We start from the raw sequence: 19,023 nt of genomic DNA on the forward strand, positions 1-19,023 counted from the left end.
ATAGCAATCCATCCTCTTAAAAAGAGATATGAATTGATTATAAAAGCGAGTTAGTCCCCCAACTCGCCTTCACCTTAATTTCTATCAATTAGTTATAGATTTTAAATGCATCATCGTCGTTTTTACCAACGAATGGCATTGCTTTACGCAATTCTGCACCAACTTTTTCAATTTCAAGGTTAGCTGCTTGTTCACGGTAAGCAGTCAATTTTGGACGTCCAGCTTTATAGTCATTTACAAAGTCATTTGCAAATTTACCATTTTGGATATCAGCCAAGACAGCTTTCATGTTTTCTTTAACTTGCTCAGTAATTACACGTGGACCTGATACATAGTCACCGTACTCAGCAGTGTTTGAAATAGATTGACGCATTTTCTTGAATCCACCTTCGTAGATCAAATCAACGATCAATTTCATTTCGTGAAGAACTTCAAAGTAAGCCAATTCTGGAGCGTAACCTGCTTCTGTCAAGACTTCGAAACCTGCTTCGATAAGGGCAGTCAAACCACCACAAAGTACAGCTTGTTCACCAAACAAATCTTCTTCAGTTTCTTCTTTATAAGTTGTTTCAAGAAGACCTACACGAGCTGCCCCAACACCTTTACACCAGTCCATGGCAATGTTTTTCGCATTTCCTGTTGCATCTTGGTATACTGCGTAAAGAGCTGGAACACCAAATCCTTCTTCATAAGTACGACGTACCAAGTGTCCTGGTCCTTTAGGAGCACACATGAAGACATCTACATCTGCAGGAACTTTGATAAATTCAAAGTGAATGTTGAAACCATGAGCAAATCCAACTGCATTTCCAGCTTCCAAGTTTGGAGCGATTTCTGCTTCGTACAATTCTTGTTGGATTTCGTCTGGTGCCAAAATCATGATAACGTCAGCCAATTTAGTAGCTTCTGCTACTGTGTAAGTGTCAAATCCATCTTCTTTTGCTTTATCAAAAGATTTACCTGGACGTACACCGATGATGACATCGCGACCTGAATCACGCAAGTTTTGAGCATGCGCATGTCCTTGTGAACCATAACCGATAACGGCGATTTTTTTACCGTCAAGTGCTGCTACTTTAACATCTTTTTCGTATTCCATTTGAACTGCCATAGTTTTTTCTCTCTTTTCTATTTTTATTGCCTGTTAGGCTAGTTTAACAAATTTAAAATATTTTTATACTCAATGAAAATCAAAGAGCAAATTAGGAAGCTAGCCGCAGGCTGTACTTGAGTACGGCAAGGCAAAGCTGACGTGATTTGAATTTGATTTTCGAAGAGTATTAATCGCGGGTAAATCCAGTTGCACCAGTTCGAGCAATATTACGAATACCGTATGGTCGAATGACTCGCAATAGAGCTTCACTCTTTTCAGCATTTCCTGTCATCTGAATAGTAATCGAGCTTGGCGCTACATCTACCACCGTTGCACGGAAAGGTTGAATAATCGCTAGAATCTCAGCGCGCTTCTCGGCTGGCGCTGACATCTTAACCAAAATTACCTCGCGCTCCAAATGAGGCTTGTCTGTAATATCTCGAATGCGAATCACATCAATCTGACGATTAAGTTGCTTAATGATTTGCTCCACCTCATCATGTGAAGCAACATCAATAATAATGGTGATACGTGATACATTCGGATCTTCTGTTGCTCCAACAGAAATGCTTTCGATATTAACCTGACGGCGAGACAGGACACCGGTAAAGCGATTGAGGACTCCTGAACGATTTTGTAGTTTTGCTGTTAACATTCTACGCATGGAACTTCACCCCCAACATCTCATGATTACTCTTACCAGCTGGCACCATTGGCAACACCTGCTCCTTACGAGAAATATCTACCTCGATTAGCATAGGAACATCCTCAGTGATGACTTCAAGGTCTTGATCCAAGGTCTCAGGATTATCAAACTTATAGTTTTTAATACCGTAAGCTTGTGCCATCAATTGGAAATCTGGAAGGGTATCAAAGACTGACTCTGATGTTCTACCTTCATAGAAGGATTCCTGCCACTGGCGAACCATTCCAAGTGAGTGGTTGTTCAGCATAACCACCTTGATTGGCACCTTGTAAATGTTCAAAATAGCCAATTCCTGGTTAGTCATTTGGAAACCACCATCCCCAACAAACAAGACTACTTCCTTATCTGGGTTAGCAATTTTAGCCCCGATTGCTGCTGGAATTCCAAATCCCATCGTTCCCAAACCACCTGAAGTCACTAACTGACGTTCATTTTGGTAGGGATAATACTGAGCTGTCCACATTTGGTGTTGACCAACGTCTGTTACCACAATGGCATCTCCATTCGTCAATTCACCAATTCGTTCAATAACGGCTTGCGGTTGAACCACACGCTCTTTCTTGTCATAAGAACGAACACGGTTCTTGTCTTTAGTGACTTTTTCAATCCATTTCTCAGTATTGTTATGAACTGTTGGTTCGGCCAGCAACATTTGCAAAGCTTTCTTAGCATCTCCAACTACAGGAATATCTGCACTGATAATCTTGCCAATCTCGGCTGGGTCAATATCAATGTGGGCAACCTTAGCATTCTTAGCGAAGGTCTTAGGATTCCCCGTCAAACGGTCATCGAAACGACAACCAATACTAATCATAAAGTCCGCTTCCGTCATGGCAATATTAGCTGCGAATGACCCGTGCATGCCTCCCATTCCAAGGAAGAGTGGATGACTCGTTGCAATCGTTCCTTGTCCCAAAAGACTGGTTACCACCGGAATTTGATAGCGTTCTGCAAATTCATTTAATTCTGCAGCTGCTTCAGCATAACTAATTCCACCACCAGCTAGCAAGACTGGCTTTTTAGCCTTGGATAATTGCTTCAAAATTTTCTTGATTTGCATATCATTTGGCTCAAGAGTTGGCTGATAACTTGGTAGGTTCACTTCTGGTGAATAGATGAAGTCCGTTTCTAAAGCAGATACGTCTTTAGGTAGGTCAATGACAACTGGCCCTGGACGTCCTGTAGTTGCGATATGGACAGCTTCCGTAATGATTCGAGGGATATCAGCTGTCTCACGAACTTGGTAATTGTACTTAGTGATTGGCATGGTAATTCCCACGATGTCTGCCTCCTGAAAGGCATCTTTCCCAATCCCTGCTCGCGCAACCTGTCCTGTAAAGACCAAAAGGGGAACGCTATCGCTCATGGCATCCGCAATCCCTGTAATGGCATTTGTTGCTCCTGGTCCACTAGTGACGACAGCAACACCCAACTTTCCAGTTGATTTGGCATAACCTTCAGCTTCATGCAAACAACCTTGCTCATGGCGCCCTAGAATGTGGCGAATGCCTTTAAAATTATATATCGCATCATAAAAAGGCAAGACCGCACCACCAGGATAACCAAAGATGGTATCAATTCCTAAATCACGAAGTGTTTCCAAAACTAGGTCCGACCCCGTCTTAGGAGATTCTAAACTGATTTTCTCCATTGTTCCCCTTTCTTTCCTCTTAAAAATAACTTGTTACTATCATACCACTTTTTCAAAATTTTTCAAGACAAAAGAAGAAATTTTCTGAATTTTCTATTTTAACGTTTATTTATGAATGTTATTTTTGTTTTTATTAAAAAGATATCGATTACATTATTCTAAAAAGAAAAAAGAACTGATTTCTCAGTCCTTTATTAATCTTATTCCACACTAAATAGGTATGGGTAAACAGGTTGTTGACCTTGGTGAATCTCGACTTCAACATCTTCGAATTCTTCTGCGATTTCTTGAGCAATTTCATTGGCAAGTTCTTCGCTTCCGTCTTCACCGACATAGAAGGTTACAATTTCACTATCTTCATCCAACATATGTTTCAATGTTTCTGTCAAGGTTTGGTGCATGTCAGGATTTGACACGAGGATTTTCCCATCCACCATACCAAGATTATCATTTTCATGGATTTCTAAGCCATCAATGGTTGTATCACGCACAGCTGTTGTGACGCTTCCGCTAACGACATCGCTAAGAGCAGCTGTCATACGCTCTTGGTTTTCTTCGATGGACTTGCTTGGATCAAAGGCAAGAAGACTTGTCAAACCTTGTGGCAAAGTACGAGTCTCTACCACTACTGCTGGTTGCTCCAAAACTTCTGCTGCAGATTGAGCTGCCATGAAGATGTTTTTGTTGTTTGGCAGGAAGATGATGTTACGAGCATTGACCTGTTCAACAGCCTTGATAAAGTCTTCTGTTGAAGGGTTCATGGTTTGACCGCCTTCAATAACATAATCTACACCTTGAGAACGGAAGATATCTGCTAGACCTTTACCAGCCACTACAGCAATCAGAGCATACTCTTTTTCTTCAGCAGGCTTGCTAACTTGAGCAGCTTCTTTCTCAACCTGTGCCTCGTGTTGGTTACGCATATTATCAACTTTTACCTTGACCAAGCTACCGTATTTAAGACCTTCTTGCATAACAAGTCCTGGATCTTCTGTATGGACATGGACTTTGACAATTTCATCATCATTGACAACAAGGAGAGAATCCCCAAGTTCATTCAAGTAGTTACGGAACTCGTCGTAGTCAAAATCTTTAGCATAGGTGGGACCTTGCTTAAGAGCTACCATGATTTCAGTACAGTAACCAAAGGTAATGTCCTCAGTCGCTACGTGACCAGCTACAGACTTATGATGTTCAGCATTGATCATTTCACTCATGTTGGCCGGAGTCGCTACAAAGTCCTCAGATGCAATATATTCACCAGTAAGGGCTGAAAGGAAACCTTCATAGATGAAGACCAGTCCTTGACCACCTGAATCCACAACGCCAACTTCTTTCAATACTGGAAGCATGTCTGGTGTTTTAGCTAGAGCTGTTTTAGCACCTTCCAAGGCTGCGCGCATGACTTCAACAGCATCATCTGTTTGCTCAGCTTTTTTCTTAGCACCGATAGCAGCCCCACGAGAAACTGTCAAAATCGTTCCTTCAACTGGCTTCATAACTGCCTTGTAGGCAACTTCTACACCTGATTGGAAAGCAAGGGCCAAGTCTTGACCTGTTAACTCGTCTTTATCCTTGATAGCTTGTGAAAATCCACGGAAAAGCTGAGACGTAATAACACCTGAGTTCCCACGCGCACCCATCAAAAGACCTTTGGCAAGAATGCTCGCTACCTCGCCAACTGTAGAAGCTGGCTTGTCTGCAACTTCTTTAGCTCCATTTTCAATGGTCATTCCCATGTTTGTTCCAGTATCTCCATCTGGAACTGGAAAGACGTTTAATGAATTGACATATTCAGCTTGCTTATTCAAGCGAGTTGATGCAGCCTGCACCATTTCTTGAAATAAGCTAGTAGTAATTTTTGACACGGTTATTCTCCTACAACTTTGATATTTTGAATGTAGACATTTACAGTCTGAGCAGTAATTCCAAGTTGGTTTTCCAAACTAAAACGAACACGCTCTTGAATGTTTTTTGACACTTCGCTAATCTTTGTTCCGTAGCTCAACACGGTATATACATCAACTGCAATACTGCCATCTTCGGCCGCCTTTACGACGACACCTTTGGAATAATTTTCCTTACCTAGAAGGGCTTGGAAATTATCTTTGAGGGCATTTTTACTAGCCATACCGACCACACCAAAAATCTCAGTTGCTGCTCCACCTACGACGGTTGCAATCACTTCATCTGTTAGTTCGATTTGACCATCTTTTGTATTAATTTTTACAGTCATCCTTTTTACCTCAACTAGTTGATACTCTATTTTATCATATTTCAGCCCAAGTGTAAAAGCAGAATACTGTATCAGCGGATATTTACTCCGTTTTTCAAATGATTTTATACCCACAATAAAAGAAAAAAGACCCTAAGGTCTCCTTACTTTTATTATTAAACGCGTTCAACTTTACCTGATTTCAAAGCACGAGCTGAAGCCCAAACTTTTTTAGGTTTACCATCGATAAGAACAGTAACTTTTTGAAGGTTTGGTTTTACGGCACGTTTTGTTTGGTTCATCGCGTGTGAACGGTTGTTTCCTGATACAGTCTTACGACCTGTAAAGTAACATACTTTAGCCATTGTGTTTTCCTCCTATTAGATCTAATATAGCGGATGTGCTAGCACCACATACCGTACTATGTTATCACACTTTCTTCATTTTTGCAAGGGAATTGGAAGATTTTTTTATTTAACGTAGACAACTCCCAATTTCCCAAAAGCCACATCTCCACGGATAATCAAGGTTTTACTTGTTGGAGCTAGAGGAGCATCTGCCTTGGCTACACCACAGAAAGTTTCCACCTTCAAATCAACTCTCCAATGTTGGGGAACATAGATAACTGCATTGCCAAAACCAACTTCCACTTTCAGGGTTGCGGTATCTCCTAAAATCTCTGCATTGTCATAATATATCTTGGCATTGCCAAAACCAACTTCTACTTGGTCGTCTACCAATTCTTGATTTTGCTTGTAGAAAGTCCCAGTCCCAAAAGCGACTTCCTTATCTGTTAGAATGGTCTTTTTACCATCATACCACCATTTTTTCCCATTCCAAGTTCTGTTAGAATGAGTGAGTGCGCTGACACCCATTACGATTAAAATACTTGCCCAGAACAATGACTGAGTGGGAATTGGTAAAATGCCATAAAAGTGGTTAGCAATCATTAAGGCCACTAGGGCTGTAAAAGAGGCTGAAGTTAAGTGACGACGCAACAAAGCTCCAACTGATTGATAGGCAAAAAATGCAATACCAAGCAAGGGCCAAATTTGCCCACCGAATGAAGGGATTCCAAAATTCCCTTGTAATAATATTAAAGCCGCCAAAATGAGCAACACAATACCAAATGCTTTCTTTTTCATCTTCTTACCTCATGTTTCTTAGATTTTCTTTTAGGAGGGATTGGTAATGTCGTGAGACATGAACCTCCTTATGAGTCTGATAAAAGGAAATGGTGCCCGTTCCTGAAAAGGACTTGTCCACCGAGTAAACCTGACGGATATTTGCAATAGTCGACTTGGATACCCGACTAAAATAACGAGGAAGGATAGCCTCTAACTCATAGAGTTTAAGCCGAACCTCGTAGGCATCTTTCTGGGTATGGGCGTAAATCTTGCTATCTTCCGTCTCAAAGAAGAGAATTTCCGACAAATCCAGATAATATTCACCCGTCCCCTTGTAAAAAATCAACCTAGGAGACTTGGATTCTTGCAAGAGGCGCTGTAAATCCGCAATCTCATCTGTCAAAGCCGCTGCCTTGATGACAATTTCAGTTTCATCTAAATTGCTGTCAATTTCGATTCGTAACTTCATTCCATCTCCTTTCTGACTCTACTATATCAAAGCTAAAATAAGAAAACAAGAGCAAAAAAGCAAGTGGTTACTTTAACCCCGTAAGTGGTTGTATGGCCACCTTAACTTACAGGTCAACATAGAAAGAAAAGCACACCCCACACAAGAGCACAAATATAGCCAACTACTACATCCTTGGGATAATGCACTCCCCCTAAGACTCTTACTATACCGAGGAGGGCTGACAAGACCAACAAGATAACCCCGACAGATAAACTAGCATGTAAGCAAGCCATGGAGATAATGGTTGCTGAAAAGACATGACGACTGGGCATAGACTGACCAGGACTATCTCTGTCAAGCAAGGGTTTAATATCCCATTCCTCATAAGGCCTAGGGGCATTGATTTTCTTGCGAAGAAAGGACAAAATCACAAAACCTGATGCAGGGATAAACAAATAGATCCCGACCTGTTTCCCAAGTCCTTGTTGGAGATAGGTAGTTGCTAACAAGGTTAGATAAATCATAGGCATAACTACTGTCATAAACCGATTGAAAGTTCTTAACAGGCTCAGAAGAAAGGGCTTATTTTTAATGTTACTAGCAACGTGGCCATACCATTCTTGATAATTTTTCATATATTTTCTCATCACTTACTCAAATTTTGCTTATAGGGAAGCACTTGTCTTCTAGTATAGTGCAGAAAAAGAAGGTCGTCAAGCCTTCTTTGGGTTTATTCTTCTGCTTCATCTTCTGTAAACTGACTGTTGTAAAGGTCAGCGTAGAAATCAGCTTGTGCCATCAGCTCATCATGATTTCCTTGCTCGATGATATTGCCATCTTTCATGACAAGAATCAGATCAGCATTACGGATGGTTGACAAGCGGTGGGCGATGACAAAGGAAGTTCTGCCCTCCATCAAACGATCCATGGCTTTCTGAATCAATTCCTCTGTACGGGTATCAACCGAAGATGTCGCCTCATCTAGGATTAGGAGTGGCGCATCTTTTAACAAAGCACGAGCAATGGTCAAGAGTTGTTTTTGTCCGACAGACAAGATCACTGTATCATCCAAGACGGTATCGTAACCATCTGGTAGTGTCATGATAAAGTGGTGAATCCCTACAGCCTTGCTGGCTTCAATCACGCGCTCATCACTAATCCCCTCTTGGTTATAGATGAGATTGTCGCGAATAGTACCTTCAAAGAGCCAGGTGTCCTGCAAGACCATTGAAAAGGCATCGTGTACTTCCGAACGCTTCATCTCCTTGGTATCCACACCATCGATACGGATACTTCCCTTATCAATCTCATAGAACTTCATCAAAAGATTGACAATGGTTGTCTTACCAGCCCCAGTCGGTCCGACAATGGCAACCTTTTTACCTGCATGAGCAATCGCAGAAAAGTCATGGATAATAGTTCTCTCTGGTGTATAACCAAAGGAAACTCGATCAAAGACCACTTGACCTTTCATATCGCTCAATTGTCTTGCTTTATGGGATTCGTCTTCCATCTCCTCTTCAGCTAGAAATTCAAAGACACGTCCCATAGCTGCGCTAGCCTGCTGCAAACTAGTAATCCCTTGGGCAATTTGTGAAAGAGGCTGAGAAAAGATACGAACGTAGGCCATAAAGGCAACGATAATCCCGATACTGATGTGCCCATTTAAAGCCAAGGCTGCACCAACGATAATCACCAAGGCATAGCTAAAGTTCCCAATAAACATCATAATCGGCATCATAATCCCTGAAATAAATTGAGATTTCCAGATACTATCATACAGACGATGGTTTAATTTCGCAAACTCTTTTTTCGTACTCTCGATGGCATTGTAACTGGTCACCACATTATGGCCAGAGTACATTTCCTCCACATAGCCATTGACAGCTGCCAAATCTTGTTGCTGATTCTTAAAAAATCCCTGTGATTTTCCCATAAAGACGGATACAAATGCAAATCCAATAAGGGTTGAAACAACCGTTACCAAGGCTAAAATCCAGTTCATCCCAAACATGGTTACCAAGACTGCTAAGACCAATAAACTAGATGAAAGAACTGTTCCCAGACTTTGATTGAGGGACTGGGCTGCAGTGTCAACGTCATTGGTTACACGAGACAAAGTATCCCCCTGAGAGTGTCCATCAAAATATCTCAATGGTAGGCGATTAATTTTCTCTGCAATGGCTGTTCTTAAACGCTCTGAAAAACGTTGAATAGCTGTTGTAAACAGAAATGCCTGCAAATAATTTGATAGAAGTCCGATCACATAAATCACGGCCAAAAAACCACCAATAGCTGCAACCGCCGCGACATCCACACTTGTTTCCAGACCACTGGCAATGATATTGGTCATTTCCTTGATGCGAGTTGGACCATATACAGTAATGATATTGGATACGATTGTTGCTAGAAAGGCTATCAGAAGGGCAAACTGGAGGCCTGCAAGATAGGGTTTACTCTGTTTCCAAAGAGACATTTTCTTATTTTCCATGTTCCAATTCCTCCTTCGATAGTTGTGAATAGGCAATTTCTTGGTAAACTTCATTATTAGCTAGAAGTTCCTTGTGGGTACCTTGTCCCACGACTTTTCCTTGATCCAAGACCAAAATCAAATCTGCATCCATAATCGTTGAAATACGCTGTGCAACGATAAGCTTGGTCATAGACTTGGTTTTCTCTGCTAACCCTTGACGTAGGACACGGTCTGTCTTGTAGTCCAAGGCTGAGAAGGAGTCATCAAAGATGAGGATTTCTGGCTTCCGAGCTAAGGCACGCGCAATTGCCAGACGCTGTCTTTGACCACCTGAGAAGTTGGTTCCTCCTTGGGCCACTTCTGATTCTAAGCCCGCTTCCTTGTCTTCGATAAAGTTCTTAGACTGGGCTAACTCCAAAGCTTGCCACATAGCCTGCTCACTAAGTGGTGTTTCTTGACTCTGTCCAAAGTCTAGATTGCCCTTGACATCCCCTGAAAAGAGAACAGCTTTTTGTGGAATATAACCAACCTTGTTGCGCAAATCTTCTAGAGCATAGTCTTGAACATTGACACCGTCCACCAGAATTTCTCCTGCTGATACGTCATAGAAACGTGGAATCAGATTGACCAGAGTTGATTTACCAGAACCTGTTGAACCAATAAAGGCCACTGTTTGACCAGCGTCTGCTCTAAAGCTAACATTCTCAATAACCGCCTCCGAATTTGCCGCATAGCGGAAGGTCACATCCTTAAATTCGACCTGACCTTGGAGGTTTTCATCAGCCAGCTGCACTTGAACAGGGTTTTGGATAGAAGAATGCAAATCTAAAACTTGATTAATCCGCTTAGCAGAGACCATAGTTCGGGGAAGAACGATGAAGAGTGCTCCCATGAGAAGGAAGCCTATGACAACCTGCATGGCATAAGACATGAAAACAATCATGTCACTAAAGAGAGGCAGACGCGCTATCGGAGCAGCGTCGTTAATCACATAGGCCCCAATCCAGTAAATCGCCACACTCAAACCACTTGAAATCCCCATCATGATAGGGTTCAAAATAGCCATAAGACGGTTGACAAATAAATTCAAGCGTGTCAATTCATCATTTGCTGCTGCAAATTTTTCATTTTGGTATTCTTCAGCATTGTAGGCGCGAACGACACGAATACCTGTTAAACTTTCACGAGTGATACTGTTCAATTTATCAGTCAAACTTTGAATCAAAGACTGTTTCGGAAAGGCTAACGTCATCAAAACGGTCGTCATCAAAACATTGACAAGCACTGCCACAAGTACGGCCCAGAGCCAGTATTCCGAATGGCCTAAAATCTTCCCGATGGCCCAGATAGCCATAATCGGACCACGCGTAACTACTTGTAGGCCCATGGTAATCAACATCTGAACCTGAGTAATATCATTGGTGGTGCGAGTTAAGAGGCTAGGAATAGAGAATTTCTTAATCTCTGTCTGCGAGTAATCTAAAACTCTGTTAAAAATATCACTTCTCAGCCTACTAGTATAAGAAGCCGCCACTCTGGACGCAAAAAATCCAACTGCAACTGCAGACAAGAAGGCCAGAAAGGACATTCCCACCATCATACCTGCTGGCTGCCATAACTCATCCAAGTTGGTTCCCTGAGTTCCTAGCAAATCAGTGATTTTAGAGATATAGGTCGGCACTTCCAACTCTAGATAAACCGAAAAGCAGGTAAAGAGAATGGCTAGTAAAATCATCCCCCATTCTTTTCTACTAATTCTTTTGGCTAATTTCTTCATTATCTCCTCCTACTCTCTTGATATTTTCCTGTAGTTGACTGAGAACTTTCTCAAAAATCAGTAATTCATCTTCATCAATGTCTTCCATCAACTGCTTGTCTATGCGTTCAAAGAAGGCCTTAACCTGCTGCATTTGAGAACGTGCTTTGTCCGTCAAACGAACAAATTTAGCCCGCTTATCGCTAGGACTCGCCTCCAATTCCACCAAACCATTTTGTACCATACGCTTGACTAGATTACTAGCAACAGACTTGGTAATATTGAGTTCCTGCTCGATATCTTTAATCAAGACCAAGTCTTGGTTTTTCTCACGATTATCCAAAAAACGAACAACCTGACCTTGAGGCCCACCCATAAATTCAATACCACAACGTTTGGCTTCCTTTTGCACCATCAGGTGAATCTGATGACCAAAACGCTTAAAGACTAACATCGGTTTATCCATACTAACTCCTTTCTAACCATTGCATTTAGTTCTCCTAGGAACTAAATAAGTTTTCATGAGAACTATTTTACCATTTTGAAAAGAGATGTCAAGAAAAAAGTTTCCAAGAGAACTATTTTCTTGATTCAAAAAATCCCAAGTGATTTTTTCACTTAGGATTGTGTTCTCTAGGTTAAATTAGAATCCATCTACGTTTGTGTAGATTTTTTGTACGTCTTCGTCGTCTTCAAGAACGCTGTAAAGTTTTTCAAAGGTTTCAAGGTCATCGCCTGACAATTCCACTTCTGACTGAGGAATCATTTCCAATTCAGTCACTTGGAATTCTTCGATACCTGACTCACGAAGGGCAACGATAGCCTTATGAAGGTCAGTTGGAGCTGTGTAAACTGTGATTGTCCCTTCTTCTGCTTCTACATCGTCCACATCCACATCTGCTTCTAGCAATTGCTCAAAGACCGCGTCCGCATCTTCACCTGCAAATACAATAACACCCTTGTTATCGAAGAGGTATGAAACAGAACCTGAAGCGCCCATGTTTCCGCCATTTTTACCAAAAGCTGCACGGACGTTGGCCGCTGTACGGTTGACATTTGAAGTCAAAGTATCAACAATCAGCATAGAACCATTTGGTCCAAAACCTTCGTAACGTCCTTCTGTAAAGGTTTCGTCTGTGTTTCCTTTTGCTTTATCAATCGCTTTATCAATAACGTGTTTTGGCACTTGGGCTTGTTTAGCACGGTCGATAACGAATTTCAAAGCAGTGTTTGATTCTGGATCTGGATCACCTTTTTTAGCTGCTACATAGATTTCTACACCAAATTTTGCATATACTTTAGAGTTAGCTCCATCTTTAGCCGTTTTCTTGGCTACGATATTGGCCCATTTACGTCCCATTAGGAATCTCCTTTTTTCACATTTTAATCTTTCTTATTATAACACAAGTTTTTTCGATTTTCACTAGAGGAAATGGATTTTATTCAGTAAATCCAACTAGGATAGCACTTTGGCTGCCAAGATTTCCTCACCTTCTTTTATCAAGGGGTGACGGAACAGTGAGAAGTACAGTTGGATGGTCATGGCAACCCAGATAAGGGGTTCGCAAAGGATAACTCCCTTATAGCCTGCCCAAGGAATAATCAAGACCACAAAAGCGATTTTCCCGATTAGTTCGATAAAGCTAGAAACCAGAGGAAGAACCTTTTGCCCCAAGCCCTGCAAACAATTGCGATAAAGCAACAAGAGACTCAGAATGGGATAAAAGGCTGAGCTGATTTGCAGATAGAGACTACCATTTTCTACCAAGTAGCTATCCGTCGAACTGGCCAAGAAGGAAACCAAGGCTGGACTGGCAAAAAAGAGGAAGACACAAACAAAAATTGCCCAGGATATACTTAAACGACTACCGATTCGAAGACCTTGAACAATGCGGTCTGGGCGCTTAGCACCTAAATTCTGAGAAGCAAAGGTCGTCATTGATGCAGAAATAGCGGTCATAGGAAGAAGGGCAAAGGCCATAATGCGTCGAGCTGCCGTCTGGGCACTAATAATCACTGCACCAAAGGTATTAACAGAAGACTGTAAAATCACACTGCCGATCGATACAATTGAACTCATCAAGCCCATAGCCAAACCTTGCTCCAAAAGATCCGCATACAAGGCCTTGTCCCATTTAAAATGTTTCAGCTGAGGGAGTAAGTCAGGTACACTCTTTTGGATATAGTAGAAACAGAGTATCGCTGATAAGCCTTGCGAAATGATGGTAGCAAGGCCCGCAGATTGAACCCCCAGTTGCAGTTGCGTAATAAAATAGAGATCCAGAACCACATTAACCATAGCAGAAAAAATCAAAAATCCAAGGGCAGCTAGACTGTCCCCAATAGACCGCAACAAGCCTGCAAAAAGATTATAAGCAAAGCTGACACCGACACAGGTCACAATCATAGAAATATATTGATAGGACTGGGAAAGGATTTCTGCAGGAGTATCTAAATATTGCAAGAGTGGATACAGACCGACAAATCCCAGCAGCATCACTACAACACTCAAAAGAGCACCTAAAATCCAGGTAGCTGCTACTGCCTCCTTGATTTTAGTGAAATTCCGAGCTCCATAATAACGGGCAATGACAATTCCCATGCCATTGCCAACACCAAGAGTAAAACCTACAATCAAGTCAAAAATCGCTGTCGTCGCTCCTACTGCAGCCAAGGAATCTTGACCCAGAAATCGCCCAACAATCAAGACATCAGCAGTATTATAGAGCTGTTGAAAAATATTTGATAGCAAGATTGGGAAGGCAAAACTCACAAGCGAGGGAAGAATAGGACCATGTATCAGGCCCACTGTTCGTTTTTTATTCATAAGGCTATTATATCAGCTTTCTAGGGGAGCGACAAGAAACAGCAAACTATGCGTGAGCGGAAAACCAGAATAAGGCATCGAAAAAGCAGTGGATTTCTCCACTACTTTGACAGCTTATTCTTCAATTTCGATTTCAAGTTCATCACCTAGGTCAAGTGTGACTTCTTCATTCACAGAATCTGCTTGAACTGCTTCATCTTTTTTAGTTTCAACACCTTCTACAGGAGATTCTTCTCCATCAACCAAACCAAATTGAACACGGACTTGATGGTCAATTTCATCAAAGATTTCTGGATTATCTGCCAAGTATTTCTTAGCATTTTCAGAACCTTGCCCGATTTTCTCATCCTTGTAAGAGTACCAAGCTCCTGCTTTTTTGATGATATCCAAATCGCTTGCAATCTTCAAAAGCTCACCTGTCTTAGAAATCCCTTCTCCGTACATGATTTCAACGAAGGCTTCCTTAAATGGCGGAGCCACCTTGTTTTTCACGACCTTAATCTTAGTTTCCTTACCGACATTGGTGTCTTTCTGGTCACCAGTTCCCTTGATTTGTGTGCTTCCACGAACATCCAAACGCACTGAAGCATAGAATTTTAGAGCACGTCCACCAGGAGTTGTTTCTGGATTTCCAAACATAACCCCAACTTTTTCACGCAATTGGTTGATGAAGATAGCAATTGTTTTGGTTTTATTGATAGAAGCACCAAGTTTACGCATGGCCTGGCTCATCATACGAGCCTGCAAACCAACATGGCTATCTCCGATATCTCCATCAATTTCCGCACGAGGGACAAGGGCCGCAACTGAGTCGACTACGACAAGATCCACGGCTCCTGAGTCAATCAATTTTCCTGCAATCTCAAGACCTTGCTCTCCTGAGTCTGGTTGAGACAAGAGCAATTCGTCAATATTGACACCAAGGGCCGCAGCATAAGCTGGATCGAGGGCATGTTCCGCATCGATAAAGGCTGCAATACCACCTTCTTTTTGTGCTTGCGCAACTGCATGAAGGGCAACCGTTGTCTTACCAGATGACTCTGGCCCATAGATTTCGATGATACGTCCCTTAGGATAACCACCTGAACCAAGGGCAATATCAAGAGCCAAAGAACCTGAACTCATCACTTGCACCTTTTGCTCGGCACGTTCACCCAAACGCATGATTGATCCCTTACCAAAGTCTTTCTCAATCAATTTAAGAGCGTCATTCAAGGCTTTTTCACGTTCTGCCCCGAACTTTTTTGAAATTTCATCTAATTTTTTTGGTTTTTTCGCCATTCTATTCTCCTACATTCTAATGGTCCTCAGACCTATCTACTATTATATCAAAAGTTAGTCACTTAATAAAGCCTTGCGAACTAGGCTAAAGGCATGCATAACCGCAATGTGGCGTACATCTGCTCGACTTCTGCCTCCAATATTCACCTTGATAACCTCAGTTCCTTGCTCTTGAGCCAAGCCTATGAAGACTGTCCCAGCTGGATGTCCTTCTAGGCTATCTGGTCCTGCCACTCCAGTCAAACTAATACCAAAATCTGACTGGGTCTTGCTTCGTGCCTGCTCAGCCATCTTCTGAGCTGTAAATTCAGACACCACACCGTGCTCTTCCAAATCCTTGACAGGAATATCCAACATCTTTGATTTTTCCTCCAAGCTATAGGTCACAAAACCACCCTTAAATATACTTGAAACTCCAGAAAAATTCGCCACGGTCGCTTGGAAAAGACCTGCCGTCAAACTCTCTGCAGCCGTGATGGTTTTCCCTTGCCTTTTTAGTTCTTCTACCACAATGCTAGCTAAACTAGTTTCTTCCCCATAACCATAACAAAGCTCTCGTAAAGAAGGGCCTTCAAAAGTCTGGCGACCTAAGATTTGATGTTCCAAGATATCCAGCCTTTGATTCGCCTCTTCTTGACTGCTAGCTTTTGTTGACAAGCGCAGTGTTACCTCTCCTGTCTTGGCATAAGGAGCCAAGGTCGGATCGGTTTGATTCTCAATCAAATCAGCCAAAATCGTAACCAGCTGGCTTTCTCCAATCCCAAAGAAACGAAGAACTCGGGAATACAGCTTGCTCCCTGTCATCAACTTGGGTAGAAGTTGGTTTAAGACCATGGGTTTCAATTCACTTGGTGGACCTGGAAGGACGACGTAGGTCACTCCATTGACTTCCAACATTCCTCCCACAGCCAGCCCTGTTTCGTTTGGCAGTGGAGTCGCTCCTTCTACAATTTGAGCTTGTCTTTCGTTATTCGGTGTTCGAGCATAGTCTGGTCTCTGGGCAAAAAAGATATCCAACTTCTCCTGAGCCTGAGAATCGAAGACTAATTCTTTCCCTAAAAATTTAGCCAGAGTTTGTTTGGTCAAATCATCCTCAGTCGGCCCCAAACCACCTGTCAAAATCACCAGACTGCTACGTTGACTGGCAATCTCAAGCAAAGACAAGAGACGAGCTTCATTGTCTCCTACAGCTGTCTGAAAATATACATCTACCCCAATCTCAGCTAGTTTTTCTGATAAAAACTGGGCATTGGTATTGACAATCTGTCCTGTCAAAATCTCTGTTCCAACAGCAATGATTTCTGCTTTCATGTTTCCTCCTACCTATCTATTCGTATTTTTTTGAAAAAATCGCAGGAAATTTCCCACGATTAATTTTTTTTATTTATAGTAAAAAAGTTAATTGTCTTCGTCACCAACAGGTGTTCGTCCAAATAAATCTTCAAATAAGACAACATTTGTTTCAAGCTGAGTGACTTCTTCTTGTCCCAAAGAACGTCTCAAAAGATTCTGCATTTCCAACATGTGGTTTCTCGTAACAATTTGATAAGAAACGCCTTGTAGCATCTCCCCTTCACCCTTCAACTGTTGTGTTTCAATAGTTTTAAATGAATCTTTATAGCCCAACAAGCTTGGAATACTTTTCGCAGATAAATCGATATTAGTCTGCATATTAGTACTTAGGGCTTTTAAGATAGACTGATAGTGGCTGACACTATTCAAACTAAGAACTTTTTCAACAACTTTTTGAATGACTTCACGCTGACGCTTTTGACGTCCGTAGTCTCCTTCTGGGTCTTGATAACGCATGCGTGAATAAACAAGCGCTTCTTCTCCATTTATTGTCTGCTCTCCAACACCGATAGAAATGGTATTAAATTCTTCTTGGTCACTGATAGAAATCGGGAAACCTAGTGTATTATTGACCGTAATACCTCCCACTGCATCGACCAATTGTTGCAATCCTTGCATATTAACCATAATGTAGCGATCGATATGGATATTCATCATCTTTTGAATTGTTTCTATAGCAAGTTCTGCACCGCCACCAGCATAGGCAGCGTTTAACTTCGCTTCTTCAATACTACCATCTTTATGTTGAATTTTAGTCAGGATATCACGTTCCAAACTCATCATCGTCGTTTTCTTTGTGTGAGGATTGACAGTCAGCAAAATCATACTGTCACTATTTCCAGCCCATTGATCTGTACGCTCTACATTCCCAGTATCAACCCCCATTAACAGAATGGTCAAAGGCTCTGTTGCTTCAATAACCTTGGTTTCTTCTCCAATTTTTTTATAGGTCTTTGATAAGGTTTGTGTGCCTTGCTGATAAATAGTATAAGCAAAAACACCGACACCCAAAACTGTCACAGCTAGAAAAGCTAGCACCATTCCAATAATTTTTTTAACCATATTTCTACTAATCTATCAGTTTACCCATCAAGTAAACATCGATAAATTTCCCTTCTTCTATATACGCTCCACGCTCTTGGCGACCTTCAATTATAAAGCCATGCTTTTGATAAAGATGAACTGCAGCTTGATTACGAGTTTGGACAGTCAGTTGGAGACGACGCAGAATGCCACTTGCTTGTGCCCACTCTATCGCTTCTTCTAGCAACAAACTTCCCAATCCATTATTCCAATATCTTTTTCCAATCACAATGAAGAGATCTCCAATATGACGGACTCTCTTGCGTTGGTCAGCTGTAATATTTACAATACCAGCAATTTTATCATTTAAGAATGCAAGTAAGGTTATCTGATTGTCCGAACTAGCTTGCTTGTTGAGGAATATTTCCATCTCCTCACTGGTCAAGAGAATACCATCTCCGTCTAAGCTGGTAAAATCTGTCTCCAAACTCACACAATTTAAAAAGGCCACTAATTCAGCTGCATCTTTAGGCTCTGCTTCCCTAATAAGCAATTCATACTCCATGTTGAAGCTCCTCTAAAAGCTTTTCTGCACGCAAACCCTTTGCTTGGAAATGTAATCTGCGACCGTCTTCTTCTTTTAGAATTTCCAACTCTAAATAAGTATCTGGCAAGGCATCTCCTAAGAGATTTCCCCACTCAATAACAGTCACGCCTCCACCAAAGAGAAATTCATCCAAGTCGATAGAATCAGCATCCCCCTCTATACGATAAACATCTAGGTGATAAAGTGGCAGTCTGCCTTCATACTCTCTTACGATAGTATAGGTTGGACTTTTAATCATTTGAGAAATCTGTAAACCTTTAGCAAGTCCTTTAGTAAAGGTCGTTTTACCTGCACCCAGTTCTCCAGTTAAGATTAAAACATCATTCTTTTCTAATAGATGACCCAAGCGTTCCCCTAAGGCTTGCAACTCTTCTTCATTTTTTGTGTACATACCCTTATTATACCAAAAACTTTTCTTTTGTGTCTATTTTCCTGCTAAACTTACCATCATAACATCCAT

Annotated in this window: 19 protein-coding genes; all 19 read right to left on the bottom strand. The window is 41.6% G+C overall.

Annotation, left to right across the window (positions count from 1 at the left end):
- Nucleotides 1–88 precede the first annotated feature (88 nt).
- Entirely contained in the window at nucleotides 89–1,111 is a 1,023-nt protein-coding gene (gene ilvC / locus O3650_RS01480) for a ketol-acid reductoisomerase (protein WP_000290683.1), read from the bottom strand.
- A 169-nt stretch (nucleotides 1,112–1,280) separates the two neighbouring features.
- Entirely contained in the window at nucleotides 1,281–1,757 is a 477-nt protein-coding gene (ilvN, locus tag O3650_RS01485) for an acetolactate synthase small subunit (protein WP_001253803.1), read from the bottom strand.
- Entirely contained in the window at nucleotides 1,750–3,450 is a 1,701-nt protein-coding gene (locus O3650_RS01490; RefSeq protein WP_000411736.1) for an acetolactate synthase large subunit, read from the bottom strand. The genes ilvN and O3650_RS01490 overlap by 8 nt, the downstream gene beginning before the upstream one ends.
- Before the next feature lie 200 nt (nucleotides 3,451–3,650).
- Entirely contained in the window at nucleotides 3,651–5,318 is a 1,668-nt protein-coding gene (locus tag O3650_RS01495; RefSeq protein ID WP_033678388.1) for a DAK2 domain-containing protein, read from the bottom strand.
- A gap of 2 nt (nucleotides 5,319–5,320) precedes the next feature.
- The gene (locus O3650_RS01500; RefSeq protein ID WP_000216437.1) at nucleotides 5,321–5,686 is read right to left on the bottom strand and encodes an Asp23/Gls24 family envelope stress response protein; all 366 of its coding nucleotides are present in this window, start codon (nucleotides 5,684–5,686) and stop codon (nucleotides 5,321–5,323) included.
- 155 nt (nucleotides 5,687–5,841) lie between these two features.
- Complete coding sequence (gene rpmB / locus O3650_RS01505; protein ID WP_001140948.1) at nucleotides 5,842–6,030, bottom strand: 50S ribosomal protein L28; 189 nt, start codon at nucleotides 6,028–6,030, stop codon at nucleotides 5,842–5,844.
- A 105-nt stretch (nucleotides 6,031–6,135) separates the two neighbouring features.
- Nucleotides 6,136–6,810: a hypothetical protein gene (locus O3650_RS01510; RefSeq protein WP_371491413.1), complete on the bottom strand. Its 675-nt coding sequence runs from the start codon at nucleotides 6,808–6,810 to the stop codon at nucleotides 6,136–6,138.
- 4 nt (nucleotides 6,811–6,814) lie between these two features.
- On the bottom strand, nucleotides 6,815–7,261 hold the full coding sequence (locus tag O3650_RS01515; RefSeq protein WP_371491415.1) for a LytTR family DNA-binding domain-containing protein: 447 nt from the start codon (nucleotides 7,259–7,261) through the stop codon (nucleotides 6,815–6,817).
- A 113-nt stretch (nucleotides 7,262–7,374) separates the two neighbouring features.
- Nucleotides 7,375–7,878, bottom strand: coding sequence for a phosphatase PAP2 family protein (locus tag O3650_RS01520; RefSeq protein ID WP_203175566.1), 504 nt, complete (start codon nucleotides 7,876–7,878; stop codon nucleotides 7,375–7,377).
- A gap of 95 nt (nucleotides 7,879–7,973) precedes the next feature.
- On the bottom strand, nucleotides 7,974–9,734 hold the full coding sequence (locus O3650_RS01525) for an ABC transporter ATP-binding protein (RefSeq protein ID WP_371491417.1): 1,761 nt from the start codon (nucleotides 9,732–9,734) through the stop codon (nucleotides 7,974–7,976).
- Nucleotides 9,724–11,493, bottom strand: coding sequence for an ABC transporter ATP-binding protein (locus O3650_RS01530; protein WP_371491419.1), 1,770 nt, complete (start codon nucleotides 11,491–11,493; stop codon nucleotides 9,724–9,726). Before O3650_RS01530 ends, O3650_RS01525 begins: the two co-directional genes overlap by 11 nt.
- Nucleotides 11,468–11,938, bottom strand: coding sequence for a MarR family winged helix-turn-helix transcriptional regulator (locus tag O3650_RS01535; protein ID WP_153192619.1), 471 nt, complete (start codon nucleotides 11,936–11,938; stop codon nucleotides 11,468–11,470). Before O3650_RS01535 ends, O3650_RS01530 begins: the two co-directional genes overlap by 26 nt.
- Nucleotides 11,939–12,115: 177 nt before the next feature.
- Nucleotides 12,116–12,832, bottom strand: a complete 717-nt coding sequence (locus O3650_RS01540; RefSeq protein WP_000532893.1) for a YebC/PmpR family DNA-binding transcriptional regulator — start codon at nucleotides 12,830–12,832, stop codon at nucleotides 12,116–12,118.
- Nucleotides 12,833–12,928: 96 nt separating this feature from the next.
- Nucleotides 12,929–14,299, bottom strand: a complete 1,371-nt coding sequence (locus O3650_RS01545) for an MATE family efflux transporter (RefSeq protein WP_153192621.1) — start codon at nucleotides 14,297–14,299, stop codon at nucleotides 12,929–12,931.
- Nucleotides 14,300–14,413: 114 nt separating this feature from the next.
- Nucleotides 14,414–15,580 carry a recombinase RecA gene (gene recA / locus O3650_RS01550; protein WP_153192623.1) on the bottom strand — a complete coding sequence of 389 codons (1,167 nt, stop codon included), beginning with the start codon at nucleotides 15,578–15,580 and terminating at the stop codon, nucleotides 14,414–14,416.
- A gap of 54 nt (nucleotides 15,581–15,634) precedes the next feature.
- Nucleotides 15,635–16,891, bottom strand: coding sequence for a competence/damage-inducible protein A (locus O3650_RS01555; protein ID WP_153192625.1), 1,257 nt, complete (start codon nucleotides 16,889–16,891; stop codon nucleotides 15,635–15,637).
- 87 nt (nucleotides 16,892–16,978) lie between these two features.
- Nucleotides 16,979–17,995, bottom strand: a complete 1,017-nt coding sequence (locus tag O3650_RS01560) for an LCP family protein (RefSeq protein ID WP_261044481.1) — start codon at nucleotides 17,993–17,995, stop codon at nucleotides 16,979–16,981.
- Nucleotides 17,996–18,002: 7 nt separating this feature from the next.
- Nucleotides 18,003–18,521 carry a GNAT family N-acetyltransferase gene (locus O3650_RS01565; RefSeq protein ID WP_261074860.1) on the bottom strand — a complete coding sequence of 173 codons (519 nt, stop codon included), beginning with the start codon at nucleotides 18,519–18,521 and terminating at the stop codon, nucleotides 18,003–18,005.
- Nucleotides 18,511–18,954 (bottom strand): tRNA (adenosine(37)-N6)-threonylcarbamoyltransferase complex ATPase subunit type 1 TsaE, encoded by a 444-nt coding sequence (gene tsaE / locus O3650_RS01570; RefSeq protein WP_000288239.1) that lies wholly within the window; start codon nucleotides 18,952–18,954, stop codon nucleotides 18,511–18,513. Before tsaE ends, O3650_RS01565 begins: the two co-directional genes overlap by 11 nt.
- Nucleotides 18,955–19,023: the final 69 nt, after the last annotated feature.

The sequence above is a fragment of the Streptococcus sp. 20925_1_24 genome (assembly GCF_041432335.1).
Classification (GTDB): domain Bacteria; phylum Bacillota; class Bacilli; order Lactobacillales; family Streptococcaceae; genus Streptococcus; species Streptococcus mitis_BM.